Annotated in this window: 18 protein-coding genes and 1 pseudogene; 4 read left to right on the top strand and 15 right to left on the bottom strand. The window is 49.5% G+C overall.

Annotated features, from left to right (window positions below; genetic code table 11):
* The first annotated feature begins 339 nt into the window (after positions 1-339).
* Both T491_RS0106450 and T491_RS17640 read left to right on the top strand, forming a co-directional pair.
* Positions 340-885, top strand: coding sequence for an HU family DNA-binding protein (locus T491_RS0106450; RefSeq protein WP_028903168.1), 546 nt, complete (start codon positions 340-342; stop codon positions 883-885).
* Between the two features lie 59 nt (positions 886-944).
* Complete coding sequence (locus tag T491_RS17640; RefSeq protein WP_155950054.1) at positions 945-1,046, top strand: smalltalk protein; 102 nt, start codon at positions 945-947, stop codon at positions 1,044-1,046.
* Between the two features lie 105 nt (positions 1,047-1,151).
* Here T491_RS17640 and T491_RS0106440 read toward each other — a convergent pair whose 3' ends face one another.
* A complete protein-coding gene (locus T491_RS0106440) occupies positions 1,152-2,480 on the bottom strand; it encodes an inositol-3-phosphate synthase (RefSeq protein WP_028903167.1) in 1,329 nt (442 codons plus the stop codon).
* Positions 2,481-2,668: 188 nt separating this feature from the next.
* Between T491_RS0106440 and T491_RS0106435 the strand changes: the two genes are divergently transcribed.
* Positions 2,669-4,723 carry a TonB-dependent receptor gene (locus T491_RS0106435; protein WP_028903166.1) on the top strand — a complete coding sequence of 685 codons (2,055 nt, stop codon included), beginning with the start codon at positions 2,669-2,671 and terminating at the stop codon, positions 4,721-4,723.
* Between the two features lie 97 nt (positions 4,724-4,820).
* Here T491_RS0106435 and dnaA read toward each other — a convergent pair whose 3' ends face one another.
* The 5 genes and pseudogenes from dnaA to T491_RS0106410 form a co-directional block, all read right to left on the bottom strand.
* Positions 4,821-6,242, bottom strand: coding sequence for a chromosomal replication initiator protein DnaA (dnaA, locus tag T491_RS0106430; RefSeq protein WP_028903165.1), 1,422 nt, complete (start codon positions 6,240-6,242; stop codon positions 4,821-4,823).
* A gap of 321 nt (positions 6,243-6,563) precedes the next feature.
* The gene (locus tag T491_RS0106425; RefSeq protein ID WP_028903164.1) at positions 6,564-7,466 is read right to left on the bottom strand and encodes an MlaD family protein; all 903 of its coding nucleotides are present in this window, start codon (positions 7,464-7,466) and stop codon (positions 6,564-6,566) included.
* 15 nt (positions 7,467-7,481) lie between these two features.
* On the bottom strand, positions 7,482-8,711 hold the full coding sequence (locus T491_RS0106420; RefSeq protein WP_028903163.1) for an N-acetylmuramoyl-L-alanine amidase: 1,230 nt from the start codon (positions 8,709-8,711) through the stop codon (positions 7,482-7,484).
* 20 nt (positions 8,712-8,731) lie between these two features.
* Complete coding sequence (gene folB, locus T491_RS0106415) at positions 8,732-9,103, bottom strand: dihydroneopterin aldolase (protein ID WP_028903162.1); 372 nt, start codon at positions 9,101-9,103, stop codon at positions 8,732-8,734.
* A 47-nt stretch (positions 9,104-9,150) separates the two neighbouring features.
* Positions 9,151-9,594, bottom strand: a pseudogene (locus T491_RS0106410) (ribonucleoside-triphosphate reductase); the annotation flags it as partial.
* Between the two features lie 304 nt (positions 9,595-9,898).
* Here T491_RS0106410 and T491_RS0106405 point away from each other — a divergent pair.
* Positions 9,899-10,663: a nitroreductase family protein gene (locus tag T491_RS0106405; protein WP_028903160.1), complete on the top strand. Its 765-nt coding sequence runs from the start codon at positions 9,899-9,901 to the stop codon at positions 10,661-10,663.
* A gap of 61 nt (positions 10,664-10,724) precedes the next feature.
* Here the strand turns inward: T491_RS0106405 and T491_RS0106400 are convergent, their stop codons facing one another.
* The 9 genes from T491_RS0106400 to nuoL form a co-directional block, all read right to left on the bottom strand.
* On the bottom strand, positions 10,725-12,182 hold the full coding sequence (locus T491_RS0106400; RefSeq protein WP_028903159.1) for an MFS transporter: 1,458 nt from the start codon (positions 12,180-12,182) through the stop codon (positions 10,725-10,727).
* A gap of 2 nt (positions 12,183-12,184) precedes the next feature.
* Entirely contained in the window at positions 12,185-13,171 is a 987-nt protein-coding gene (gene kduI, locus T491_RS0106395; protein WP_028903158.1) for a 5-dehydro-4-deoxy-D-glucuronate isomerase, read from the bottom strand.
* 12 nt (positions 13,172-13,183) lie between these two features.
* On the bottom strand, positions 13,184-14,551 hold the full coding sequence (locus tag T491_RS0106390) for a PTS galactitol transporter subunit IIC (protein ID WP_028903157.1): 1,368 nt from the start codon (positions 14,549-14,551) through the stop codon (positions 13,184-13,186).
* A gap of 81 nt (positions 14,552-14,632) precedes the next feature.
* Positions 14,633-16,564 carry an ATP-binding protein gene (locus tag T491_RS0106385; RefSeq protein WP_081773269.1) on the bottom strand — a complete coding sequence of 644 codons (1,932 nt, stop codon included), beginning with the start codon at positions 16,562-16,564 and terminating at the stop codon, positions 14,633-14,635.
* Entirely contained in the window at positions 16,561-18,018 is a 1,458-nt protein-coding gene (locus tag T491_RS0106380) for a methyl-accepting chemotaxis protein (RefSeq protein ID WP_028903155.1), read from the bottom strand. The genes T491_RS0106385 and T491_RS0106380 overlap by 4 nt, the downstream gene beginning before the upstream one ends.
* A gap of 150 nt (positions 18,019-18,168) precedes the next feature.
* Positions 18,169-18,711, bottom strand: a complete 543-nt coding sequence (locus T491_RS0106375; protein WP_028903154.1) for an outer membrane beta-barrel protein — start codon at positions 18,709-18,711, stop codon at positions 18,169-18,171.
* Between the two features lie 262 nt (positions 18,712-18,973).
* Positions 18,974-20,413, bottom strand: coding sequence for an NADH-quinone oxidoreductase subunit N (locus T491_RS0106370; RefSeq protein ID WP_028903153.1), 1,440 nt, complete (start codon positions 20,411-20,413; stop codon positions 18,974-18,976).
* Positions 20,414-20,433: 20 nt separating this feature from the next.
* Positions 20,434-21,954 (bottom strand): NuoM family protein, encoded by a 1,521-nt coding sequence (locus tag T491_RS0106365; RefSeq protein ID WP_028903152.1) that lies wholly within the window; start codon positions 21,952-21,954, stop codon positions 20,434-20,436.
* Between the two features lie 4 nt (positions 21,955-21,958).
* Positions 21,959-23,947 (bottom strand): NADH-quinone oxidoreductase subunit L, encoded by a 1,989-nt coding sequence (nuoL, locus tag T491_RS0106360; RefSeq protein WP_197018811.1) that lies wholly within the window; start codon positions 23,945-23,947, stop codon positions 21,959-21,961.
* Positions 23,948-23,958 lie beyond the last annotated feature (11 nt).

The raw sequence follows: 23,958 nt of genomic DNA, 5'->3' as shown, positions 1-23,958 counted from the left end.
AATAGTAGTAATATATAATATATTATATATGTACTACTATAATATAATTCGGTGTGTTCGGGGCTTATTGACTATTGACCGCTATTGACTATTGACTGAACATACTGTAGGTGAGATGGATTTTTAGCGCACAAAGATTCGCAGACCGCAATCAAAATATCGTACCTTTGCAACGTTGAAATGATTGAGACAGACGACCGCCGCACGCGGCAGGACTATTTCCCACGTGCACTAAGAAATACGCCCACATGTGGCAGCAAATCCGGCTCAGCATCGAGACACAGGCGATAAAAAATCGCATTTCAGAATTATTATTACAAACCAAAAAAAATCAGCATTATGGCATTGAAAGTTAAAGCACAGGAGAAGTTGCAGAAGATCGGCAAGTATGAGGGCACCTATCGCTACATCATGATGCCCGAACTCTACACCTCGCTCTCGCAGGAGAAGGTGATCAAGGAGGCAGCCATGCGCAGCGGCGTGAGCAAGGGTATCATGCAGGCCTGCTGGGACGCTGCCGGCGAGGTGATCAAGGCGTGGGCAACAGAGGGCCACAGCGTGGCACTGCCAGGACTGGGCACCATGCGATTCGGACTGCGCGCCAAGAGCGTGGCCAACGTGAACGACGTGAAGACCGGACTGATTACCAGTCGCCGCATCATCTTCACCCCCGCAGTTGAGTTGAAGGACGAGCTGGCCGACACCGCCATCCAGATTACCTGCTACGACCGCAACGGCCAGGAGGTGAAGCGCGTGACCAGCAACGACCCAGGCACCGTGGAGGAGCCCGACAACGAGAACACCAACGGCGACAACCAGGGCGGCAACACCGGCGGCAACACCGGCGGCGGCGAGCCCAATCCCGACGGAAGCAGCGAGGATTAGCGCTTAGGGGCGAAAGCCCCAGCGCTTTAAAGAAAGTTCAAAGTTCAAAGTTCAAAGTTATGAGTAAGAAAGAAACCATCAAGTTTATCGTGCAGATGATTGCCTCCATCGCAACAGCAATCCTGACTGCACTGGGCACCACCTCGTGCATGGGGTATTGACACACACGCGCACAAGAGCGCAAAAAAAATCGAGGGGACTGTTTGCTCACGCAGACAGCCCCCTCTTAACTAAATAAAAACCAAATTCTAAGTTAGAAAACTAACTTAATCCAGTTCTTCATCAGCCTCGTAGCCACCCATCTCGCGGATAGCATTCTTCAGCATGGTGTACTGTTGATAAAGGTTGTTGACAGCCTCCTCGCCCTGAGTATAGTCGTGCATGGGCGACTTGAGGAAGAAGCTCAGGAAGCGCTGAGTGCCATAGCGACCAGCACGGGCAGCCAGATCGCTCAGCAGACACAGATCGAGACACAGCGGAGCCGCCAGGATGGAGTCGCGGCACAGGAAGTTGATCTTGATCTGCATGGGATAGCCCATCCAACCGAAAATATCGATATTGTCCCATCCCTCCTTGTTGTCATTACGCGGGGGATAGTAGTTGATACGCACCTTGTGATAGTACTGGGTGTCCTCGTCGTTGCCATGACCGTAGAGGTCGGGCTGCACATCAGGCTTCAGGATGGTCTCGAGGGTTGAGAGCTTCGACACCTCCTTGGTACGGAAGTTGGCAGGCTCGTCGAGCACCAGTCCGTCGCGGTTACCCAGGATGTTGGTTGAGAACCAACCGCTCAAGCCCAGGCAACGGGTGCCGATGATGGGAGCGAAGCCCGACTTGACGAGCGTCTGCCCCGTCTTGAAATCCTTACCCGCGATAGGCATCCTGGTCTGCTCGGCCAGCTGCCACATGGCTGGGATGTCAACGGTGGTGTTAGGCGCACCCATGATGAATGGCGCACCCTCTGTGAGTGCGGCGTAGGCATAGCACATCGAGGGAGCGATGTGCTCGCGGTCGTCGGCCTTCATCGCGGCCTCGAGATCGCTCAGCTGGTAGTGTACGGACTCGTCCACAGGCACGTATATCTCGGTAGAGGCTGCCCAGAGCACCACCACGCGGTCGCAACCCTTCTGGGCCTTGAACTGGCGGATGTCCTCGCGCAGGGCTTCCACCATCTGCCAACGGGTGAGCCCCGTCTTCACATTGTCGCCGTCCAGGCGCTTAGCATAGTTTTTGTCGAAGGCGGCCTTCATGGGCACTATCTGCTCGAGTTCATCGCGCACGGGCTCGATATCCTTCTCCTTCAGCACCTCGGCATACATCGCTGCCTGATAGGCGTTCTGGGGATACACATCCCAGCAGCCGAACACGATATCGTCCAACTTGGCCAGTGGCACGATATCGGCATAATGCAGATACTTGGCGTCGGCACCGCGGCCCACACGCATCTTGTCGTACTGGGTCATCGAACCCACAGGTTTGGCAAGGCCCTTGCGAACCATCAGCACACCTGTCATGAAGGTTGTAGAAACAGCTCCGCAACCTACTACCAGAATACCCAGTTTCCCCTGGGCTGGCTTTACATTTGTTTTGTTCATTTCCTTAGTTTGGTTGAAATAAAAATCTAATAAGTTGGGTACAAAGGTGCAAATAATAATCGGAAAAAACAAAGGAAACCATAAAAATAAACATAGTTTTCATTAAAATGTATGAAATTTGCCGGAAAATGTATACCTTTGCAGCCGTTTTGCAATAATGCACAACATTTTAATAGTTATTTAACACAATGTACAAACAAACATTCAACATGAAGCGCCAGCGCCTGGTGTTCCGTCATTTCGGAAACAAAGGCTACTCGCTCTTCAGCTGTCTGGGCCGCGAGGTGGTGTGCAGTGTGCTCTCTGTAGCCACACTCACCTATGCCTCGGCCGAAAGCGTCAGCACGCATCCCGTGGTGACCGACTCCGCCTCGACAAACACGGCACGCGAGATGATGCTCGACGAAGTCAGCGTGACGGGATCGAGGGCGCCACTGACCAAGAGTCAGGCTGCGAGAATGGTAACTGTACTGGATCGCCAGCAGATTGCGCAGGCGCCCGTACAAAGTATTAACGACCTGCTGAAATACGCCATCGGCGTTGACGTACGCCAAAGGAGCCCCCTTGGCGCACAAACCGACATCTCCATCCGGGGAGGCACGCAAGACCAGGTAATCCTGCTACTGAACGGCATCAACATCTGTGACCCGCAGACGGGCCACAACGCCATGGACTTGCCCATCGACCTGAGCGAGGTAGTGCGCATCGAGGTGATCGAGGGACCGGCAGGCAGAATCTACGGTTCGTCGAGTCTGGTAGGCGCCATCAACATCGTGACGCGACCAGCCCAGCAATCAAGCACCAGCGTAACCATGGAAGCCGGTAGCTACGGCTACGCCAAGGTGAGCGGCAGAACCAATCTGAAGCAAGGCAGATGGAACAACCAGCTGAACGCTGGCTACAGCCGAAGCGATGGCTACAGCCGCGCCAAGGCAGGCACGCTCAACACCGACTTCAGCGGCTCGAAAGCCTTCTATCAGGGACAGTACGACGACGACGACGTGCGGCTGAACTGGCACCTGGGCATCGCCGACAAAGGCTGGGGAGAGGGCATCGCCTACGCCACACCCAAATGGCAGGCCGACAACCAGTACGAGCACACCACCAAGCTCTACTCTGCCATCCAGGGCGAAACCAAGCGCGGAAGCCTGCACTTCGCACCCACCATCTACTGGAACCAGAACCGCGACCGCTACGAAGGCTATCGGGGCGAACCGGAGAAGATGAAGTTCAACTACAACCGTACCGACGTGTACGGCGTCAGCCTGAACGCCTATTTCGACTGGCAAGCCGGGCGAACAGCCCTGGGCGCCGAGCTGCGCAACGAGGACCTGGTGAGCGGCAACCTGGGCGAACCGCTCAGCAAGCCCCACCACATCAATGGCACCGATCGCGACTACACGCTGGGACTGAACCGCACCAACATCAGCGCCTATCTGGAGCATAACATCCTGCTGGAGCAGTTCACCATCTCAGCCGGACTGGTGGCCGTAAAAAACACGTGGAGCAACAAGCACATGACCGTCTACCCGGGCATCGACATCAGCTACCGCCCCACCCCCACGTGGCGGCTCCATGCGGCATGCAACACCTCGCTACGCATGCCATCATTCACCGAGATGTATTACAAACTGCAAGGCTACAAGGCCGACCCGCATCTGCAGCCCGAAGAAATGACGGCCGTAGAAGTCGGCGTCAATGGTCAATGGTCAATAGTCAATAGTCAATTAACGATTTGGTATCACCACGGACGCAACATGATCGACTGGATCATGGACACCTCGATGGGCGACGAAGCCGTGTGGCAGAGCGTGAACCACACCAAGCTGAACAGCATCGGCGCTGAAATAGCCCTGCAGTTCAAAATCAAGCGTTCAACGCTCAATGTCAGCTACAGCTACATCAACCAGGACAAAGAGCGCGAGCCGGACATCGTGTCGCAATACGCACTCGAGTACCTGCGCCACAAGTTCACCGCCAACGCACAGCTGCCCCTGACCGACAGGCTGACATTAGGACTCAACATGAGGTGGCAGGACCGCGTGGGGCAGTACACCGACTTCGACGGCCACGCGCACAACTACCAGCCCTACGCCCTGGTCGACGCCCGACTGGCATGGCAACAACCGCAATGGAGAATATATGTAGAGGCCAACAACCTGCTGGATAAGCAGTATGCCGACCTGGGACGGGTGACCCAGCCTGGCAGATGGCTGATAGCCGGATTCAACCTGAATCTATAGGCAAAAAAAAACGAGGCTCGCTTTTCAGCGGGCCTCTTATCTTTTGGGTTCGGACAATGACTGCCTGAGTCGGACAATCATTTCTTGAGCCGGACAATCATTTCTTGAGTTTGAACGATGTCTCGATACTGGTCAACTCAGCCACAAAAGCCTTGTCGATCTTGAGTCGCTTCTCCACCGTGTTGCAACTGTGAATCACCGTAGAGTGATCGCGGCCGCCAATGAGCTGACCAATACGCGATGCCGGCATCTTGGTGTGCTTCTGGGCGAGATACATCGATATCTGGCGCACCTGCACATAGTCGCGCTTGCGGCTCTTGCTGAACACATTCTGCTGGCTCACACCATAGTGGTTACAAACCTTCTCAAGGATATCGTCGATGGTCAGCGGATGGTTGTCCACCTTCACCGCACGCTTGATGACACGCTCGGCCAGCTTCATATCGATGTTCGAATTATAAACTATCGAATAAGCCATCAGCGAGTTAACCACACCCTCGAGGTCACGCACACTGCCGTTGGCGGTCTGAGCGATAAACTCTATGACATCAGCAGGTATCTTCAGACCATCACGACGGCATTTGGCGTTTAGGATATCGACACACAACTGCACATTGGGCTTCTCGAGCTCGGCTATCAGTCCGCAGGCAAAACGCGTCAGCAGGCGGTCTTTCATACCCTGAAGGTCAACTGGAGGACGGTCGCTGGCCAGAATAATCTGTTTGCCAGTACGGAACAAGTGATTAAAGATGTGGAAGAAGGTATCGAGCGTTTTCGGCGAATTCATCCACTCCTGAATATCATCGACAATCAGCACGTCGATGCTCTGATAGAAGTTAATGAAATCGTTTGTGGTATTCTGACGAACCGAATCAGTAAACTGAACCTGGAACAATCGGGCACTCACGTAGAGCACACGCTTGTTGGGATAGGTCTCAGCGCACTTCAATCCGATGGCATTGATCAAGTGAGTCTTACCGCAACCTGAAGGGCCATAAATATAGAAAGGGTTGAAAGTAGATTTTCCTGGATGCTCGGCAATAGAGAGACCAACAGTACGGGGCAGTTTGTTTGAAACGCCCTCAATGTAATTGTTGAAGCTCTTCTTGTTGTCAAGTTGCGGATTGAGCTGCTGCTGACGAGGCACATCAAGCACACGAGGCGACTTGTTGAGGTGCTGGCGCATAGGAGCGGTCTCAAGACGAGGGCCGTCACTATCCACATCGGTAGTCACATCATGACCCTTGCCCTCCTGAGCCTTTACCTCTACTACACGGTAACTCAGTCCGACATTGGCGCCAAACACTCGCGATAGTACCTTACCCATCAGAGATACGTAGTATTGCTCCAAGTACTCGTACACGTACATACTTGGAACTTGCACCAATACCTTATTGGTTGCCTCAGAGTAAGACTCGAAGACAATCGGTGCAAACCACGTTTTAAATTGCTGCTCAGTTACATTAGCCCGGATTAAACGTAGGCAGTCGTCCCAGAGCGCCTGATGATTACTATTCATTTGGCGATAAAAATTCTTTTTTTAAAATGTTCACTGATACAAGACTTAGGCTTGTAGAGTTGATAACTGTGGTGCAAAGGTAGTACAATTTTTCGGAACTTGCAAATCGGGGGAATCCCCTTTCGTGTGTACACTTTTTGTAACTACTTATAACTGTGATAGTTACGGTGTTTCACACTTTCATTGCTCTCTACGCCCTCTTGCAGATATAATCTTCTCTGATTATCAGGTAGTTACGTAAATAAACACCTTTTAAAAACAAGGCCGAGGCACTAAAAAAAGTACCAACGGCCTTATATTGTTATTTAGACAAAATCTATATTACTTATCTTTCTTGCCGAAAACCGAGAAGTGTACATAGCGTTTTGGATGGGCCTTCAGGTCGATCATCAACGAGTCGGCATGCATCATTGTGGCATTAAGATTATTGTACAGACCAGGGTCGCGCATCAGCAAGCCCAGCGTACCCTCCTTGCTATTCAGCTTGGCAGTCATCTGCTCAACATTCTTCAGAGTGGTGTTCACACTCGACATGGTGGCAGCCAGATCGAGGTCGTTGATCTCCTTGGTGATCTGATTGGTATTGGCCAGTACACCATCGGCATTCTTCAGCATCTGCGGCATCTGCTGGTTCAGCGCTGCAGTAAGCTGACTCAGGTCGCGCGAGGTACGTGTCAGATCGGATGTAATCTGGTCAACATTGTGCAACGAGTTGGCAATAGCAGGATCGGCCAGGAGCGTATTGACACTGGCCAGAATGGAATCGAGCTTGGGCAGCATCTGCTGGATGGCGGGAATCATGTCGGCAGCCTTTCCCATGGCGCCTACCTGCTGACCACCACTGATGGTATCGCCAGGAGCCACCATACCACTGGAAGCATCGCCTAAGACGAGCATCACCTTGACATTGCCCATCAGGTCGGTAGCAATCTCTGCACGACTGCCCCGGGGCACATTCAACTGGGGATTCACGCCAATAGTGGCCACTATCTCACCTGTATGATCGTATTTGAAATCAATGCCCTCGACCACTCCCACACGATAGCCGTTAGCATAAATAGGACTGGCTACGGAGAGTCCGCTCACATCCTGGAACTTCACGAAATATCGGTTGTCGGTAGAAAACAGCGTCATTCCCTTTAAGAACTGCAAACCGAAATAGAGTACCAGTACTCCTGCTACAGCCACAAGGGCAATCCGAATTTCTTTCGAAAACTTCTTCATATTCTTATCTCTTTATTATTTCTTTGATTTAAACTCACGAATGGCAGCATTCACATCTACACGCTGACCTCCCTTGAAGGCCACAATGAAAGCCTCAGGAATCTTGGTGGCCACCTCCTTACGCAAACGATAAATCTCGTTGTAATTGGCAGATGCACCTACGGTGTACTTATACACACCGCCATCCTGATAGAAATCGACATGCTCCAGGCCCTTGAAACGGGCATCAGTGGCCTTGAGTCGCGATGAGCTCGACAGAATCTGCACCTTGAATATCGGTGCATCGGTTGGAGCGGCGCTCACGGCAGGCTGTGTCTGAGCCGGCACGGGCTGGGGAGCCACCACCTCGGGGGCGGGCTCTGCCACCGTCTTGACCTCTATCGGTTCGACCTTAGCCTCAGCCACAGGAGCTTCGGGCACTGGGTCGTCCATCTTCATATAAGGTATGGTGATATTGCCGCCATGACGCTTACGGTAATTCAGGAAGGCATTGAACATGCCACGGGCATACAGACTCTCGGCGCTGGCAGAGTTCATGAAGTCCTCTTCGTCGCGGGTCGAAATAAAGCCTAACTCCAACAGCGCTCCAGGCATCGACGAGAGGCGCAGTACGGCCAGATTATCCTGCTGGGCACCCATATCCTGGCGGCCTGTGGCCTGGCACACATACTTCTGCATATATTTCGCCAGCTCAACGCTGTTCTCCATATTCTTGTCCTGAATGAACTCGAACATGATATCACTCTCGGGCGAATTGGGGTCATAGCCATGGTAGGTCTGCTTGTAGTCCTTCTCCATGAAGATCACCGAGTTTTCGCGCTTGGCCACTTCCAGATTCTGCAGCACACCCGTCTGCTTGCCAGTACGCTTGCTGGTTCCCAGAGTGTAGGTCTGGAATCCGCGTGCCACCCTACCCTTGGGCAAGGCGTTGATATGAATCGAGATAAACAAGTCGGCCTTGTTCTGATTGGCAATATCGGCACGGCGGTACAACTCAACAAACTTATCAGTCTTACGGGTATAGACCACCTTGACGTCAGGGCAGTTCTGCTCGACCAAGCGACCAAAAGCCAAAGCAAACTTCAGGGTGAGATTCTTCTCCTTGGAGATAGCACCCACAGCACCAGTATCGTGGCCACCATGTCCGGCATCGACCACGAGCGTAAACTGATTAGTATTTCCTGCATGAGCCACCAAAGCCCCACACAGCATCAATATTCCAAATATATATTTAATCCTCTTCACTATTCAATTCTAATTCTTCACTATTCACTCAGATAGTGTATTTCCACGCCTGCGCCTTCGCAATCGGCACCCATCGGCGGGTTTTTCTTTTTTTTTTTCAAATCGATAGACGATACCTGCGGGAAACGCTGCTGGATAGCATCTGCTATACGGCCTGCCACATGCTCCAACAGGCGCGACGGCTTAGCCATCTCTGTTTCCACCAAGGCATACAACTCGGCATAGTTCAGGGTATCAGCCACCTCGTCACTCTCCATAGCCTCAGCAATGGGATAGCCCACACGAAGGTCGACAAAGAACTCGCCGCCTACCCGATTCTCCTGAGGCAGCACCCCATGGAAGGCATAGAAACGCGCCTGATTCAGATAGATATATGCCGATGCCAGTCTCATGCCTCATCAACAACGTCTTGTTCCAAATCGTCATGATTGCCGGGAGCATACTTCTTCAAGGCACGCTCAACACCCGTCTTCCAGGTATTGATACTCTCGTCCTTCAATGACAACGATGCCACCAGCTTGATGACGTGCTCAATAGGCATACGATAGCGCAACACGCCCGAGATGAGCTTGGCATAGTTCCAATACTCGGGGTTGAACTTCTCAGAGAGCCCCTCCACGGTGGTCTTGTAGCCACGCTTATTCTCGAATTGGAAGTCGTAGCGCTTGGTTCCGTCGGGATTGAGCTGTTTGATAATCTTTCCCTTCACCACATTCTTGGGGAGCACAATACCTTCTTCGTCATCGGCCAAGCCCGTGAATATCTCATAAGGATAGCCATCAAGCAAACCTACCAGAGCCACCCACTTTTCACGGTTATTCTGGAATCGTACTACATCACATTCGAGCTCCTGTGGGCGAACTTCGGTCACATCGGGACGACGTTCGTGCGTGAACACATCGATAGCCTGCATAGAGAGGTTGACCAACAACTCCGCATCATCAGGAGCTATCTTCTGAAGGCACTGATCCAAAATAGCATTGACACGCTCTTCGCTAAGCGTGCTATCGGATCGCCTGCCCACAGATGTCAATTCGCGAGCTATACGATGAATGAGTTCACTACGCAAGTTTTCTTCCATATCTTTATATTTTTGTGTGCAAAGTTAATAATAAATGAGGAAATATTTGTATTTTTGCATCCAAAACTTACTAAATATCAGATTTTTATAAGCAAAATTAAGAGATATGAAGAATTTATTGACACGACGCACCATTAGAAAATACACCTCGCAGGACGTGAGCGAGGAATTGCTGAACCGGCTGATGAACGAGGCTGCACGCACCCAGACCATGGGAAATCTGCAGCTCTACAGTGTCATTGTAACGCGCTCTGCCGACATGAAAGCCAGGCTCGCACCCGCCCATTTCAACCAACCCATGGTGAAAGAGGCGCCTGTGGTGCTGACCATCTGCGCTGATTTCAACCGTACCAGCTTCTGGGCAAAATGCCGCAACGCAGAACCCGGCTACGACAACTTCCTCTCGTATATCAATGCCGCCACCGATGCCCTGCTCTATACGCAGACGCTCTGCAACCTGATGGACGAGGAAGGCTTGGGCTACTGCTATCTCGGCACCACCGTTTATCAGCCTCAGCAGATTATCGACGTGCTGAAGTTACCAAAGCTGGTGATGCCTGTGGCTACCCTCACCGTGGGATGGCCAGCCGAAGAGCCCGCACTATCCGACCGTCTGCCGCTGGAGAGTTTTGTGCATCAGGAAACGTATCAGGATTATCTGGCTGCTGATATCGACACCTATTATAATTATAAGGAGAACCTGGAAGAGAACCAGAACTTTGTACGTATCAACAACAAGGAAACACTCGCCCAGATTTTCACCGATATCCGCTACACCCGCAAAGACAACGAGGCGATGTCGCAGACACTCTTCGAGGCCCTCATCCGCCAAGGGTTCTTCCCCTATGCCCGACGCTTCGAGCTGTTCTAAATAAAAAAACGAGGGCCCTCACACCGAGGCGCCCTCATTTCTTTTTATGATGACATGCTTATTAGTCTTCGAGCGTAATGGGCTTGTACTTTGGTACCAGTGCCTTCATGATGCACCAACCTATCAGGTAGGCTACAGCACAGATACAGAATACAACCATGTAGGCAGCAGGCTTACCTTCGAAACCGAAGAACTGGAAGGCGGTACCCTGATTGGCTGCCCAGGTAAAGAACTCACCCGAACCCATGTTGATGGCCATCGAACCGAAACCACCAGTCATGGTACCCAGACCAACGATGGTACCGATGGTACTCTTGGGGAACATGTCGCCGATGGTTGAGAACAGGTTGGCACTCCAAGCCTGATGACCTGCACCCAGCAGACCGATCAGGATAGCTGGCCACCAAGCGCTATAAGCACCAAGAGGCTGAGCCAACAAGCCTAATACTGGGAAACAAGCAAATATCAGCATGGCGCGCATACGACCCAGATAGGGGTTCATGCCCTTCTTGTCAACAAAATAGGTAGGCAGATAACCACCACCGATAGAGAGAACGGTTACAATGAGGTAGAGCGTAAAGATGAGCGCAATACCCATAGCCGAATCAGAGGTATAGCCGTACTGGTCGCTGAAGTAAGCAGGCGCCCAGAACAGGAAGAACCACCAAACACCATCGGTCATGAGCTTACCAACAAGGAATGCCCATGTTTGGCGATAAGTAAAGCACTTGAGGAATGGAATGGCTTTATCTTCCTTTACAGTCTCACGATTCTGAACCTCCGACAGGTCGTTATCCTGCTCAATGTAGTTCAGCTCGGCCTGGTTAACGAACTTGTTGCTGCGTGGCTTCTCGTACAGCCACATCCACAAGCCCATCCATACATAACCCAGTACACCAATGATGATGAAAGCCATCTCCCATCCCCAGGCACGTGCCAAGAGGGGAATAGTGGCAGGAGCAGCCAAGGCACCTACCGATGCACCACTGTTAAAGATAGAGGTAGAGAATGCACGGTCCTTCTTGGGGAAGTACTCGGCAGTGGCCTTGATGGCAGCAGGGAAGTTACCAGCCTCGCCCACAGCCAGGATCATACGGCAAGAGAGGAATAACCAGACAGAGATGGTGGCTATAGCTACCGCAGCATCACTACCAGCCTGAACGGCACGCAGGGCCTCAATGCTGTCATAGCCCTCGATATTCATAGCTACCCATCCGCAACCAGCGTGCATAACTGCACCTGTACTCCACACGAAGATGGCTATCAGATAGCCCTTCTTGGTGCCCATCCAGTCGATGAACTTACCTGAGAACAGATTGGCAATGGCATAGAACAACGAGAACAAACCCGTAATCTTACCATAGTCGGCATCGGTCCAATGGAAATCTACTGCAATAAAATCCTTCCAAGTTAACGAGAGAACCTGACGGTCCATATAGTTCACTGTGGTTGCCAGGAACAGCAGCGCACAGATAACCCAACGGAAGTTGGACATTTTTGTAGTCTGTACTGGTGTCATAATTATCTCAGGTCTTTAACTTCAATATTGTCCTTATCGTTATAGTTCAAGTTCTCGCCTGCCATACCCCAGATAAAGGTATAGTAATAGGTGGCAGAAGCACAGTGGATGCTCCACTCCGGACTCATGATGGCCTGCTCGTTCTTGAGCCATACCACACGGGTTTCCTGAGGCTCGCCCATCACATGGCTTACCTGCTGCCCCTCTGGCAGATTGAAATAGTAGTAAGCCTCGATACGACGACCATGGGTATGAGGTGGCATGGTGTTCCACACACTACCCTCCTGCAACTGGGTCAGTCCCATCTGCAACTGGCAGGGGCCCTCTTCAAGGGCGGTATTTACTATCAGCTGGTTGATAGTACGCTGGTTGCTCTCGGCCTTGGTGCCCAGAGGTTTCTCCTTGGTACCTACAATCACTGCCTTCAGGCTCTTGACCTTGCCATTCTTACGGCCATCCAGTGTAACCCACTGGGTCTTATAGTGCTGATGAGCAGTGGCACTGTTCAGATAGAACTTGGCGGGATTCTTAGGATCTTTCGAACGGAAAATCACCTCCTTATTGGTATCAATATCATTACCTTTCTTATCCTTACCAAGCCAGCCACGACCCACATAGAGTGCCTCGCTATAGCCAAGTGGATACTCCTGACCATCGACGATAACAACGCCATCGCCACCAGTATTGATGATGCCCAACTCACGATTACGCATAAAATAGTCGGCACGCAACTGAGGATGAGTCTCCAACTTCAAATCCTTGGTTACAGGCATAGCGCCACCAAAGATAAAGCGATCGTAGTACGAATAAGTGAGGTTAATCTCATTGGGCGCCATCACCTTCTCCATCACAAAACGGTCGCGCAGAGTCTGCGTGTCATAGTGTTTAACATCGGCAGGGTGACAAGCTGTCTGGAACGTCATGTTCTGCTGGCCGAAGGCCGTTGCAAGATTTCCCATAAGCATCAGTGTAAAAATTGTTTTCTTCATTGTTTTATGTTATTATTGATTACTTTTCTCATCCTTCACAATGCGTTGACGATTGAACCACATCATGGCTGCAGTAAAGAGGGTAAGCACACCCATACCAATCCACTGCAGATTATTGACGCACTTGTAGATGGTCCAGCCAAACAGGCTTGAGGCAAAGTCGAGCGCACCTGCCTCGAAGCCCTCAGGAATCTTGGCGGCGCTATCGCCAGTCTGCTCAAACACGGTGTGGGCGGCCTGAGTGAAAGCCGGTGCCATATCGGTTACAAACCACAGGCCGATGGCCAAAGCCACCAAACCTACGATAAACGTCTTAACCACATTACCCTTGGTGTAAGGCAGCACCATCACAAACACATAAAACATACCAGCCAACGAGGCCAATGGCAGGAACTCGTTACCTGGCAGGATAACAGCCAAGCCCAAGGTTACAGGTATCAACAGCAGCGATACTACCAGCGTAGTGGGATGGCCTATCACCAAAGCAGGCGACATACCAATATATACTTTCTTACCATTGAACTTCTTCTTCACCACCTCCTGAGTCTTCTCAGAGATAGGCATCAAGCCATCGATAAACAGCTTGGTGATACGTGGGATAAGCTCCATCACAGCACCCATGGTAACACCCAGGAACAGGATCTTCTTAATATCCAACTGAGCCAGCGCACCAATCAGCGCACCTACGATAACACCCAATACCAGAGGCTCGCCCAGCACACCAAACTTCTTCTTCAAGCCCTCGGCATCGATATCCAGCTTCGAGAAACCAGGAATCATATCCAAGCCCTTATTGATGAGCATGGCAAACGGGGTGAAACTCTGCACAAAAGGCTGTGGGATAGAAATACCTTCCATACCCTCGTAATAGCCCTGGAACTTAGGCGCTGTAAGGTCGGCCATTACCAGTGTGTTGATGTAGCAGACGATAGCGGCGAAATAGCCCCATGCCAGACTCTGATCCATCACGAAATAGGCAACGGCACCGATAAAGGCAAAATGCCAGTAGTTCCACAGGTCGATATTAACGGTGCGGGTGGTTTTGGTGATGAGCATGAGGAAGTTCACACCCAGACAGATGGGGATAATCAGTGCCCCCACAGCTGTATTGTAAGCCACAGCTGCGGCAGCTGGCCATCCCATGTCGAACACGCCTAACTGAAGATGATACAACCTTGAAATTTCTGACAAGGGATCACCAAAATTATTGGTCAGCAGGGCGGTCACAATGCCCAGACCTACGAAACCAACACCAACATAAAGTCCTGATTTTAAAGACTTCCCGAACTTCAGCCCAATACAAAGACCAATAATGGTAAAAAGAATAGGCATCATTACCGATGCGCCCAGGCTGATAATGTAACTGAATACTTGCTCCATTTGTTTTTAGTAAATTTTGGTGCAAAGATACACATTTTTGCCGAACCAATCTACAATGTTTGCGTTTTTTTTACTCAAACGTTAACGTAAAGCTCCTCCACCCTCGTCATTAGGTATCACAATGAAGAATCGTGAGCCTTTAACGTATTCACTGTCAAGTTTCAGATCACCTCCCAACATCCGGACCATCCGCCGGCATACTGGCAAGCCAAGTCCTAACCCCTCACCGAAAACGTCGAGCTTAGAAAAACTCAGGAAAATCTTTTCACGATCTGACTCGCTGATGCCAGGACCTGTATCTTCAATGACAAACGCCAACTTAATGCCGCTCACAATCACCTCCAACTTTACATAGCCCTCGGTCGTGAACTTCTTGGCGTTGAAAAGCAGCTCATTGATGGCCTTCATCAGGAAATCCCGATTGGTCTTAACGGTAAAAGTATCAAGTACTCTGACATCAGTAATCAAATCAACGGTGTGCGGAGGGTGCGAGGCATAAATCTGAGCGATTTCCTCTACCATATCATGGATATTCACACGTTCGTTGGTCTTGATTTTCACACCCTTTTCTGAATTGGCCGCCACCATCAGCATATTGGTCATTCGGCTGATGCTAATCGCATTATTCTGCATCGTCTCAATGATATCCTGAATTTCCTCTGGTGGTATCGACTCGTAATCGTCGCGCAGCACTTGTGTAAAACCATTGATGATATTCAACGGTGTACGAATCTGGTGAGCAATATCCAACAAGAACTCGTTTTTCCTTTCATCAGCCTCACGAGCAAGATTGCTGGCCTCTTTCAGTTCACGGTTCATCTCTTCGGTTTCCTCATTCACACGTTGCAGGTTCGTTATATGATAATACAACGCAAGTTGCATCTCGGCAAAATTATTCTGCAAACGCCCGATTACATCCCTACGATGACTGAAATCTATTGGCTCATTATAATGGCCATGGGTGATATAGCTCAGTTGCTCGGTCAACTGCCTCAGCGGTCTCACCATGTGAGTCATTACGTTCAGACAGAAAGCCAAAATCACTAAAAGCCCGAACACCAATAACGGAATCAAGATATAAATCAGCTTGGTATAGCCTGCAAGAATATCACTTTCGTATACAACTAAAGCAATGCTCCAAGCAGCTCGTTTCAGAGGTTGGTACAGTACCACACAACGCTGACCATCGATCTTCACATTGAGGATACCTTTCTTGCCAGCTATCATCTCATGGCCTAAAGCGATGATATCCTGTTGCGTATTCACATCGGCATCAGAGAAAATAGAATGACGCAACACCTTGGTTGAGTCGGGATGAATAAAGTACTGCCCATCTGCACCCAGCATGATGCTATACGAATGAGCATAAGGCTTGAACTCAGATATCACACTCGACAACCAAGGCATCGACAGGTCGGTAGAAATCACACCCACCATTTTCTGATTGGTATACAAAGGTACGCAATACGAAACAATCATATCGGAATACGATTGTGATACCGTTCCATCAATGTATTCAGAATAGGCCTCTACCCAACAGTCTTTGCCTAATGTGGCAGGAGTTTTATACCACGACTTGTCAAAATAGTCGTAAGGATCCTCTACCTTAGCTACCACCGTATCGCCCTTATGATAGGCATAAACAGAGAAATAGCGACCTTTTTGAGGGAAATAATCAGGAACGGTGGCAATAGAACATCCATCGAAATTGGGATTCATCGTTACAATACGGCGTACGTAGCTCAAAAGCGAATCGGGCTGAATGAATTCCAACAGATGCCACTGAGCCGCATAGGTAGAGGCTTCTACCTCATTCATCAGTCCGTCAACACGTTGTGTCATATTGTCAAGCTCCAATTCGGCACGAGCTATCGCCTCCTGTCTCACCAGCTGACGGGAGCGCATGAAAAGTACACCCAGAGAGAGGAAAAACACCACGATTAAGAACAACATGATGCCCAAACTCAACTTCAACGAGAGGTCCCGATTTATACGCCTGATAAGTGTATTCATGACTTTTCCTCCTGTTTTTGCGTTGACACTTCGAGCACTCTTTCAAGCAGATTGGTGATGATACGCGAGGTGGCATCCATCTGGTTTGACATCTCGACAATCTGCTCATGCTCCATCTCCTGATGATGCGCGGCCAGAGTATTCACAATCTTAGAGATCTCCATCACCGGCTCGTTCATCTGGTCGGTCATATTCTGTAAGAAGGCTATCTTTATTCGTTCTGCCTCCATAATATGATCATTAGCCTCATTCAAGGCTTTATTCTGCTGGTTCAATTGCTCTTTCTGCTGATCTATCTGAGACAAATGCTTCTTAATTGAAAGTTGCATCGCAGCAAAACTGTTAGTCAGGCTTCCCACCTCGTCCTTTCGCCAACTCTGTGCAACAATGGAATTATAATGACCGCGTTTCATACGTTTGGCCGATCTTTCAAGCACACGCAACGGGTTTAGTTGACGGTGGATAAAGAAGAAACAGAAGGCTACAATCGTTAGAATTGCTACGAACACAATGACTCCCATCAGCGAAATCAAATGGTTGTAATGCCCCATAATCTCCTCTTCCGGGCATACAATATTAATTGCCCACTCCGTATCTCCATAGGGCTTATACACCACAAAACTTGTATTACCCCTAAAATCAATCAGTGCATGACCTCTCTCGCCACCCAGCATTTTATAGACCAGATAGCTGTATTGGTTTTCAGGAAACATATCCATCATCCTAAACATAGCACGAGGTTTCAGCAACGTGGTATCTGGGTGAATGATAAATGCACCATTCTTCGTCACCATCGAACCGTACATCGTTGAACTAGGACGTTTCGAATCTACCGCCCTTGTCAACCAATAGAGTGATATATCGATGGCAAACACACCTACTGTCTTCCCCTTCATCTTCAATGGAATAGCGTAGCTGATAATCGGCTCGCCATCCGTACGATAGTCTTCCTTAGGGTCCGACCAATAGTCGCTATCCTTTTGTTTGGTTTCATCATACCAAGGCTGGTGCATATATGATTCACCAGCAAACTGATTGCTCTTCACGATTTTGCCACGATTTCTGTGATAATATATCATAAAATCGCCTTGCTGATCAGGATAAGTGCCAGGTTCGAATGCTGCAGCTACACCAATAATATCAGGCATATTATCCAAAACATGAAGTACGTGATGCTCCACCTCGCGTGGATCATCAAGACATTGTTCTATAGTCCAGTGTGCCTGTTTGGCGATGACTTCCTTCTCGTGGAGTGTGTTTCCAATGGTTATCTCAAACTTATCAAGTACATCCTCAGCCTTTCCTAACGACTCCTCTCTCACAGCCTCCCGCGCATAATAGAACATCAGCGAGAAGGTTGCCAAGAACAACATGGCAACAAACATTCCCAACCACATACTAAGTTTAGCAGAGAACGAACTGAGTAATATATATAGTACTTTCTTAGGTTTCATTCGTTACATCATTCTGCTGCAAATATACAAAAAAATTACGAATGACCAAATATTTTACACTTTTTTTTGCTGACACGCAAAAAAGGGAGCCTGCGACTCAAGCGCAGGCTCCTTCATTTTTATTTAACAAAGTACTTTCTTTGTCTTTATTTAAAGGTTGAAATAGAGACCAAAGGTGAGGTTGTTACCATCGAGGTCTAAACCAAACTTGCTGGTGTTGTTCTTCTCGCCTTCTGGATTGAGCACATTATAACCCAAGAAGCCGAAGTGAGATACAAAGCTAACCTTCTCTGAAAGTGCAACTGCCAGACCTGGCTTCAAACCTACATTGAACGCTGTCCAATCAGCCTTAGAAGCAGACGTGAAACCAAAGCCACCGTCAACAAAGAAATTAACCTTACCACACTTAGCGAAAGTGTAACGAGCATAAGGAGCGATAGTGAAAGCATTCTCACTCACACCTTCTACACCAGCCCACTTATCACTCTCGTAACCGATAACAGTACCTACAGCCCAAGCATCGTTGATGTTGTAACCGATTTCAGGCAAAATCTTGAAAGTAGTCTCACTCTTGTCACCAGCATTCTTCTGGCTATTCCAAGCGTTGATACCAAAGCTACCACCTACATAAACCTGAGCACTCATGGCAGTTGCAACGAAAGCAGCTGCGATAGTCATTAAAATCTTTTTCATAATTCAATTCTTTTTTTGTTAAACATCGACATTTGGTCCTTAACAGACCGCCTGCCATTATCCTAAATGCGGTGCAAAGATAAGCAGAAAAACCCAAAGGCATTTAATAAGTTTTCGAAATTTACAGTTTTTAACCAAATCCTTGATTAAAGTCATTAAATCGTCAAAAATCGGACATTCGTTGTAACTTTTTCAAAAAAAGCAAATTCCAGCAACTCTTGCGAGTTACTGGAATTCTATGAATTTTAGTAAAAACTCAAGATTAGATACCAGCGGCAGCAATCCACTCGTAAACGCAGCTTGCTACGCCGAACAGGGCAATACCTGCTGTGCAGATGCCAAGAGCCAGCTTAGTGGCCCCATCGCTCTGGAATGCAGGCAGAGGATTGTCGGTCTTAGTGATGTACATGGCCTTCACAATGAGCAGATAGTAGTAAAGTGATACTACGGTGTTAACGAGGGCAATGAACACTACGCCGTAGGCCATAGGCTCGCCATTCTGCACACCAGCCATAAACACGAAGAACTTAGAAAACATACCTGCGAATGGAGGAATACCAGCCAACGAGAACAGAGCCAGCGTCATCAGGAAGCTCAGCTTGGGATTAGTCTGATAGAACCCGTTGTAGGCAGCCATATCGGTACGGCCACCATTATTCTGCTCAACCACGTTAATCACGGTGAATACAGCCATGTTAGCTACGATGTAAACCAGCACATAGTAAGTCAGTGCGGCCACACCCAGCTGACCATTGCCAACTACTGCCAGCATGATATAACCGGCCTGAGAGATTGAGCTGAAGGCCATGAAGCGCTTCAACTCGTTCTGACGGATGGCAAACAGATTAGCCACGGTGATTGAGAGCACGATGACGATATACAGCATGTAGTCCCAGTACTCAACCATAGGAGCAAATGCCTTCATCAGGATGGTGCACAGTGTGATAGCAGCAGCACCCTTAGAGATAACGCTCAGGTAACCGGTAACTGGTGTAGGCGCACCCTGATAGGTGTCGGCAGTCCAGAAGTGGAAAGGCACCAACGAAATCTTGAAGCCCAGACCACTGAAGAAGAATACCAGACCCATGATGCACAGGGGCGAGTTAGACACTGTAGCACAAACATCGTCGAAGTACAAGGTGCCTGTAGCAGCGTAGATGAATGAGATACCAAACAGCATCACACCGCTTGAGAAGGTAGCTACCAGGATGTACTTGGCAGCTCCCTCGGCACTCTCCTTGCGATGACGATCGAAAGCCACCATACAGGCAAGGGGCACTGAAGCCATCTCCAAGCCTAAGAAGAACAGCAGGAACGAGCCTGACGACATCATCATGAACATACCCAGCAGGGTGCTGATGATAAGCATGTAGAACTCGCCAGCAAGGCGCTTCTGGCTCTCAACCCACTTCTGGGCCATAATAACTACGACCAATGTACCGAAGGTAAGGATCGCCTTCATCACATTGATGGCTGGTGTGACTACATACAGTCCACCAAAAGCACTGATGGGCTCTGGATGGTTTGAAGCAGCTAAGACACATGTACCCAGCACGATAACCAGTGGACCTGCCAAAGCAGAACCAAGGATATTTGTTTTCGACTCGCTCTTAAACAGACAGAAGTCAGCAAAGAACGCGATGATCAACGTTATAACCAGAAATACCTCTGGCGTCATCTGTAAGAAATCAGAATAATTCATATCTTTTCTACCTCCTTACTTTACATTACACCAATTGACTCCAAGATTGTACCTGCTGCAGGCGAAATCATATCGCTTACCCAGAATGGGAACGAACCCAGACCGGCCACACAGAAAATCAGGCAGATAACAGCAACGCGCTCATCCCATGTAGCATCGGTGAGCTCGAGGAAGTGCTTGTTCTCTACCTCGCCATACAGAATCTTACCAACCACACGCAGGATGTAAACAGCTGTTACAACAATCGACATACAAGCGATGATGGTAGCCACCATGCGGAACGAGGTGTTGGGGTCGCCACTGAGTGGGTGAGCACCAAACGAACCTACGAAGATGGTCATCTCGGCAATGAAGCCAGAGAAACCAGGCAAACCGAGGTTAGCCAGACCGGCGATGACATAGCCAACAGCCAGGAAAGGCATAATCTTCATCAGACCTGCCAGCTCGCGGATGTCACGGGTATGTGTACGACCGTAGATCATACCGATGAGGGCGAAGAACAAGGCTGTCATCAGACCGTGTGAGAGCATCTGCAGCACAGCACCAGTCACAGCAGTCTGACTCATCATGAGCAGGGCAAACAGTACCAGTCCGCAGTGCGAAACCGATGAGTAAGCATTGATATACTTCAGGTCGGTCTGTACACAGGCAGAGAGTGCACCATAAACCACCGAGATAGTGGTGAGGATGAGGAAGATCCACGAGAGATCCTGAGCAGCCTCAGGCAACAGATACATGGCTACACGGAAGCAGCCGTAACCTCCCAACTTCATCAGTACACCAGCGTGCAGCATTGATACGGCTGTAGGGGCTGAAGCGTGACCATCGGGACTCCATGTGTGGAATGGGAACAGCGCACCCAATACACCGAATCCGATGAAGATGAAGGGGAAGAAGATGTTCTGGATATGACCAGGAATGCAGTGGTTGGCTGCAATCGTAGTCAACTCGAAGGTGTAGTTACCGCTGTAGATACCGTTGAAGTAGTAGATACCCAGCAAGCCAAGGATCAACAGGGCCGAGCCTCCCATCAGCATCAGGGTAAGCTTCATAGCCGAGTACTCCTTGCGACCAGAACCCCATACACCAATCAGCAGGTACATAGGAATCAGAGCCACCTCGTAGAACATAAACATAGTAAACAGGTCGGTAGAGATAAAGAAGCCATACACACCTGTAGATAGCAAGGTGAACCACAGGAAGTACTCCTTAGTCAGTGGCTTCAGCTGCCATGAGGCAAAGGTACCGGTAAACACGATGATGCTTGAAAGCAACAGCATAACCACAGAGATACCGTCGACACCAACGCTGTAAGCGATATGCAAAGGCTTGAACCAAGGCGTGCTATAGGTAAGCAGCATCTCGGCTGTGTTACCTGCTGCACGCTCCTGAATAAAGTAGATGGTTAACCAAACAGAGAGGGCCAACAAACACGAAGCTCCCGTTACCATCACACCACGCACCTGATTAACGTTCTTGGCCAGCCAGAGGCCCACCAGCATCAGGGCTGGAATTATTACGAAAATACTTAATATACTCATATCTTTAGATGCATAAAAGGATTAATGTCAGGGCCACAGAACCCGTGATAAACCATACGGCGTACTGACGAACATCGCCACTCTGCCAGCTACGGATACTCTCACCAGCCTCGTTAGCACCCCATGCCAGGAAGTTAAAGGTACCATCCACTACGTGACGGTCGAACCAGGCAATAGGTGTAGATACCAGACGGAAGATGATGCGATGTGTAACATACTGCCAGATCTCGTCTTGATAGAAACGCTTGTAGGCTGCACGATGCAGCTTGGGGAAGGTTGCATACAGACGGTCGGCAATAGGCTGCTGCTCACCTTTATAGATATAGGTGGCCAGACAGATGCTCAGGATCGCAATCACAGTAGAGGTAGCAGCAATCTGCATGTTGAAGTGGATGGTGTAATCGGTACCAGCAGCACTTACGAAGCTACCGAACGAACCGCCCCACTCAGCAAAACCTGCAATAGTAGTGTAAACACCCACACCAACGGTGATCACTGTCAACACAATCAAAGGGATGGTCATGGTGAGCGGAGCCTCGTGTGGTGTATGGTGCTCGTGAGCCTCCTTATTCTCAGTACCCCAGAAGATACCGTAGTACAAACGGAACATGTAGAAGGCTGTCATGGCAGCGATGCCTGTCATAATCCAACCTACCACCGGACTGTACTCCATGCAGGCAGTGATAATCTCATCCTTTGAGCTGAAGCCCGAGAAGAAGGGGATACCAGCGATAGCCAGACATGAAATCAGGAAGGTGATATGTGTGATAGGCATATACTTGCGCAAGCCACCCATCAAAGCCATCTCGTTGCTGTGCACAGCGTGGATGATACATCCGGCACCCAGGAACAAGCAAGCCTTGAACATGGCATGGGTAAACAGGTGGAACATACCAGCCATATAACCCAGCTGAGCGTGGTTGTCGAGGATAGCACCATGATGTCCGGGCAGTGATACACCCAGAGCCACCATCATGAAGGCAATCTGCGAGATGGTCGAGAAGGCCAGCACACGCTTGATATCGCTCTGAGCACAAGCCACAGCAGCTGCATAGAAAGCGGTGATCACACCCACCCAAACCACAATGCTCATAGCCTGTGGGGCGTACTCAATCCACAAGGGGAACATACGTGCGATCTGGAACACACCAGCTACAACCATGGTAGCAGCGTGAATCAGAGCCGATACAGGTGTAGGGCCCTCCATGGCATCGGGCAGCCAGATGTGCAGTGGGAACATAGCACTCTTACCGGCACCACCGATAAACATCAGTACCAGTGCAGTAGGAATGATGAAACCACCGGCAGCCACAGCCTTAGCCAGGTTACCCTCGATGAAAGGTGTGGTACCCTGGCCCATCACGATGTCGCCAGCAAAGTTAAAGCTGAACGAATCAACAAAGTAACCGAATGTCAGGATACCTACCAGGAAGAACATATCGGCAAAGCGGGTCACGATGAATGCCTTCTTTGAGGCAGCGATAGCGGGCTTCAAAGGATAATAGAAGCCGATGAGCAGGTATGAGCTGACACCTACCAACTCCCAGAACATGTACATCTGGAAGATGTTGGTGGCCAGTACCAGACCCAGCATCGACATCGTAAACAGTGAGAGGAATGCGTAGTAACGCTGGAATCCCTTCTCGCCATGCATATAGCCAAATGAGTAGATATGAACCATCAGTGATACAGTCGAGATCACAATCAGCATCATCACACTGATAGGATCCAACAGGATACCGAGGTCAAAATGCAGGTTACCCAGAGGCAACCAGGTGAAGTTATACGGAACAAAGGTCTGATAAACACCATTCACACGGTCCAGTCCGAAGAAGTACTGGAAAGCGGTGATATAAGAGAGTATCGTAACCATTCCCAATGAGCAGGTACCGATCAGTCCGGCCACCTTATGTTGCATCTTCATGCCAGCCAGTCCAAGAACAATGAACGACAGCAGCGGCAGAAGCATGATAAATATTGTGTAACTAAACATAATTATCAATT

Source organism: Prevotella sp. P6B4 (assembly GCF_000619985.1).
GTDB lineage: Bacteria > Bacteroidota > Bacteroidia > Bacteroidales > Bacteroidaceae > Prevotella.
Note: the sequence above shows the minus strand (reverse complement) of the source record. Positions and strands in the feature narration are given on the sequence as shown.

Excerpts from the sequence above, each read along its gene's own strand:
- T491_RS0106380 (WP_028903155.1), bottom strand. The coding sequence starts at position 18,018 with ATGAAACCTAAGAAAGTACTATATATATTACTCAGTTCGTTCTCTGCT.
- folB (WP_028903162.1), bottom strand. The coding sequence starts at position 9,103 with ATGAGACTGGCATCGGCATATATCTATCTGAATCAGGCGCGTTTCTAT.
- T491_RS0106405 (WP_028903160.1), top strand. The coding sequence starts at position 9,899 with ATGAAGAATTTATTGACACGACGCACCATTAGAAAATACACCTCGCAG.
- T491_RS0106425 (WP_028903164.1), bottom strand. The coding sequence starts at position 7,466 with ATGAAGAAGTTTTCGAAAGAAATTCGGATTGCCCTTGTGGCTGTAGCA.
- T491_RS0106385 (WP_081773269.1), bottom strand. The coding sequence starts at position 16,564 with ATGAATACACTTATCAGGCGTATAAATCGGGACCTCTCGTTGAAGTTG.
- kduI (WP_028903158.1), bottom strand. The coding sequence starts at position 13,171 with ATGAAGAAAACAATTTTTACACTGATGCTTATGGGAAATCTTGCAACG.
- nuoL (WP_197018811.1), bottom strand. The coding sequence starts at position 23,947 with ATGTTTAGTTACACAATATTTATCATGCTTCTGCCGCTGCTGTCGTTC.
- T491_RS0106400 (WP_028903159.1), bottom strand. The coding sequence starts at position 12,182 with ATGACACCAGTACAGACTACAAAAATGTCCAACTTCCGTTGGGTTATC.
- T491_RS17640 (WP_155950054.1), top strand. The coding sequence starts at position 945 with ATGAGTAAGAAAGAAACCATCAAGTTTATCGTGCAGATGATTGCCTCC.
- T491_RS0106450 (WP_028903168.1), top strand. The coding sequence starts at position 340 with ATGGCATTGAAAGTTAAAGCACAGGAGAAGTTGCAGAAGATCGGCAAG.
- dnaA (WP_028903165.1), bottom strand. The coding sequence starts at position 6,242 with ATGAATAGTAATCATCAGGCGCTCTGGGACGACTGCCTACGTTTAATC.
- T491_RS0106435 (WP_028903166.1), top strand. The coding sequence starts at position 2,669 with ATGTACAAACAAACATTCAACATGAAGCGCCAGCGCCTGGTGTTCCGT.
- T491_RS0106390 (WP_028903157.1), bottom strand. The coding sequence starts at position 14,551 with ATGGAGCAAGTATTCAGTTACATTATCAGCCTGGGCGCATCGGTAATG.
- T491_RS0106375 (WP_028903154.1), bottom strand. The coding sequence starts at position 18,711 with ATGAAAAAGATTTTAATGACTATCGCAGCTGCTTTCGTTGCAACTGCC.
- T491_RS0106370 (WP_028903153.1), bottom strand. The coding sequence starts at position 20,413 with ATGAATTATTCTGATTTCTTACAGATGACGCCAGAGGTATTTCTGGTT.
- T491_RS0106440 (WP_028903167.1), bottom strand. The coding sequence starts at position 2,480 with ATGAACAAAACAAATGTAAAGCCAGCCCAGGGGAAACTGGGTATTCTG.
- T491_RS0106365 (WP_028903152.1), bottom strand. The coding sequence starts at position 21,954 with ATGAGTATATTAAGTATTTTCGTAATAATTCCAGCCCTGATGCTGGTG.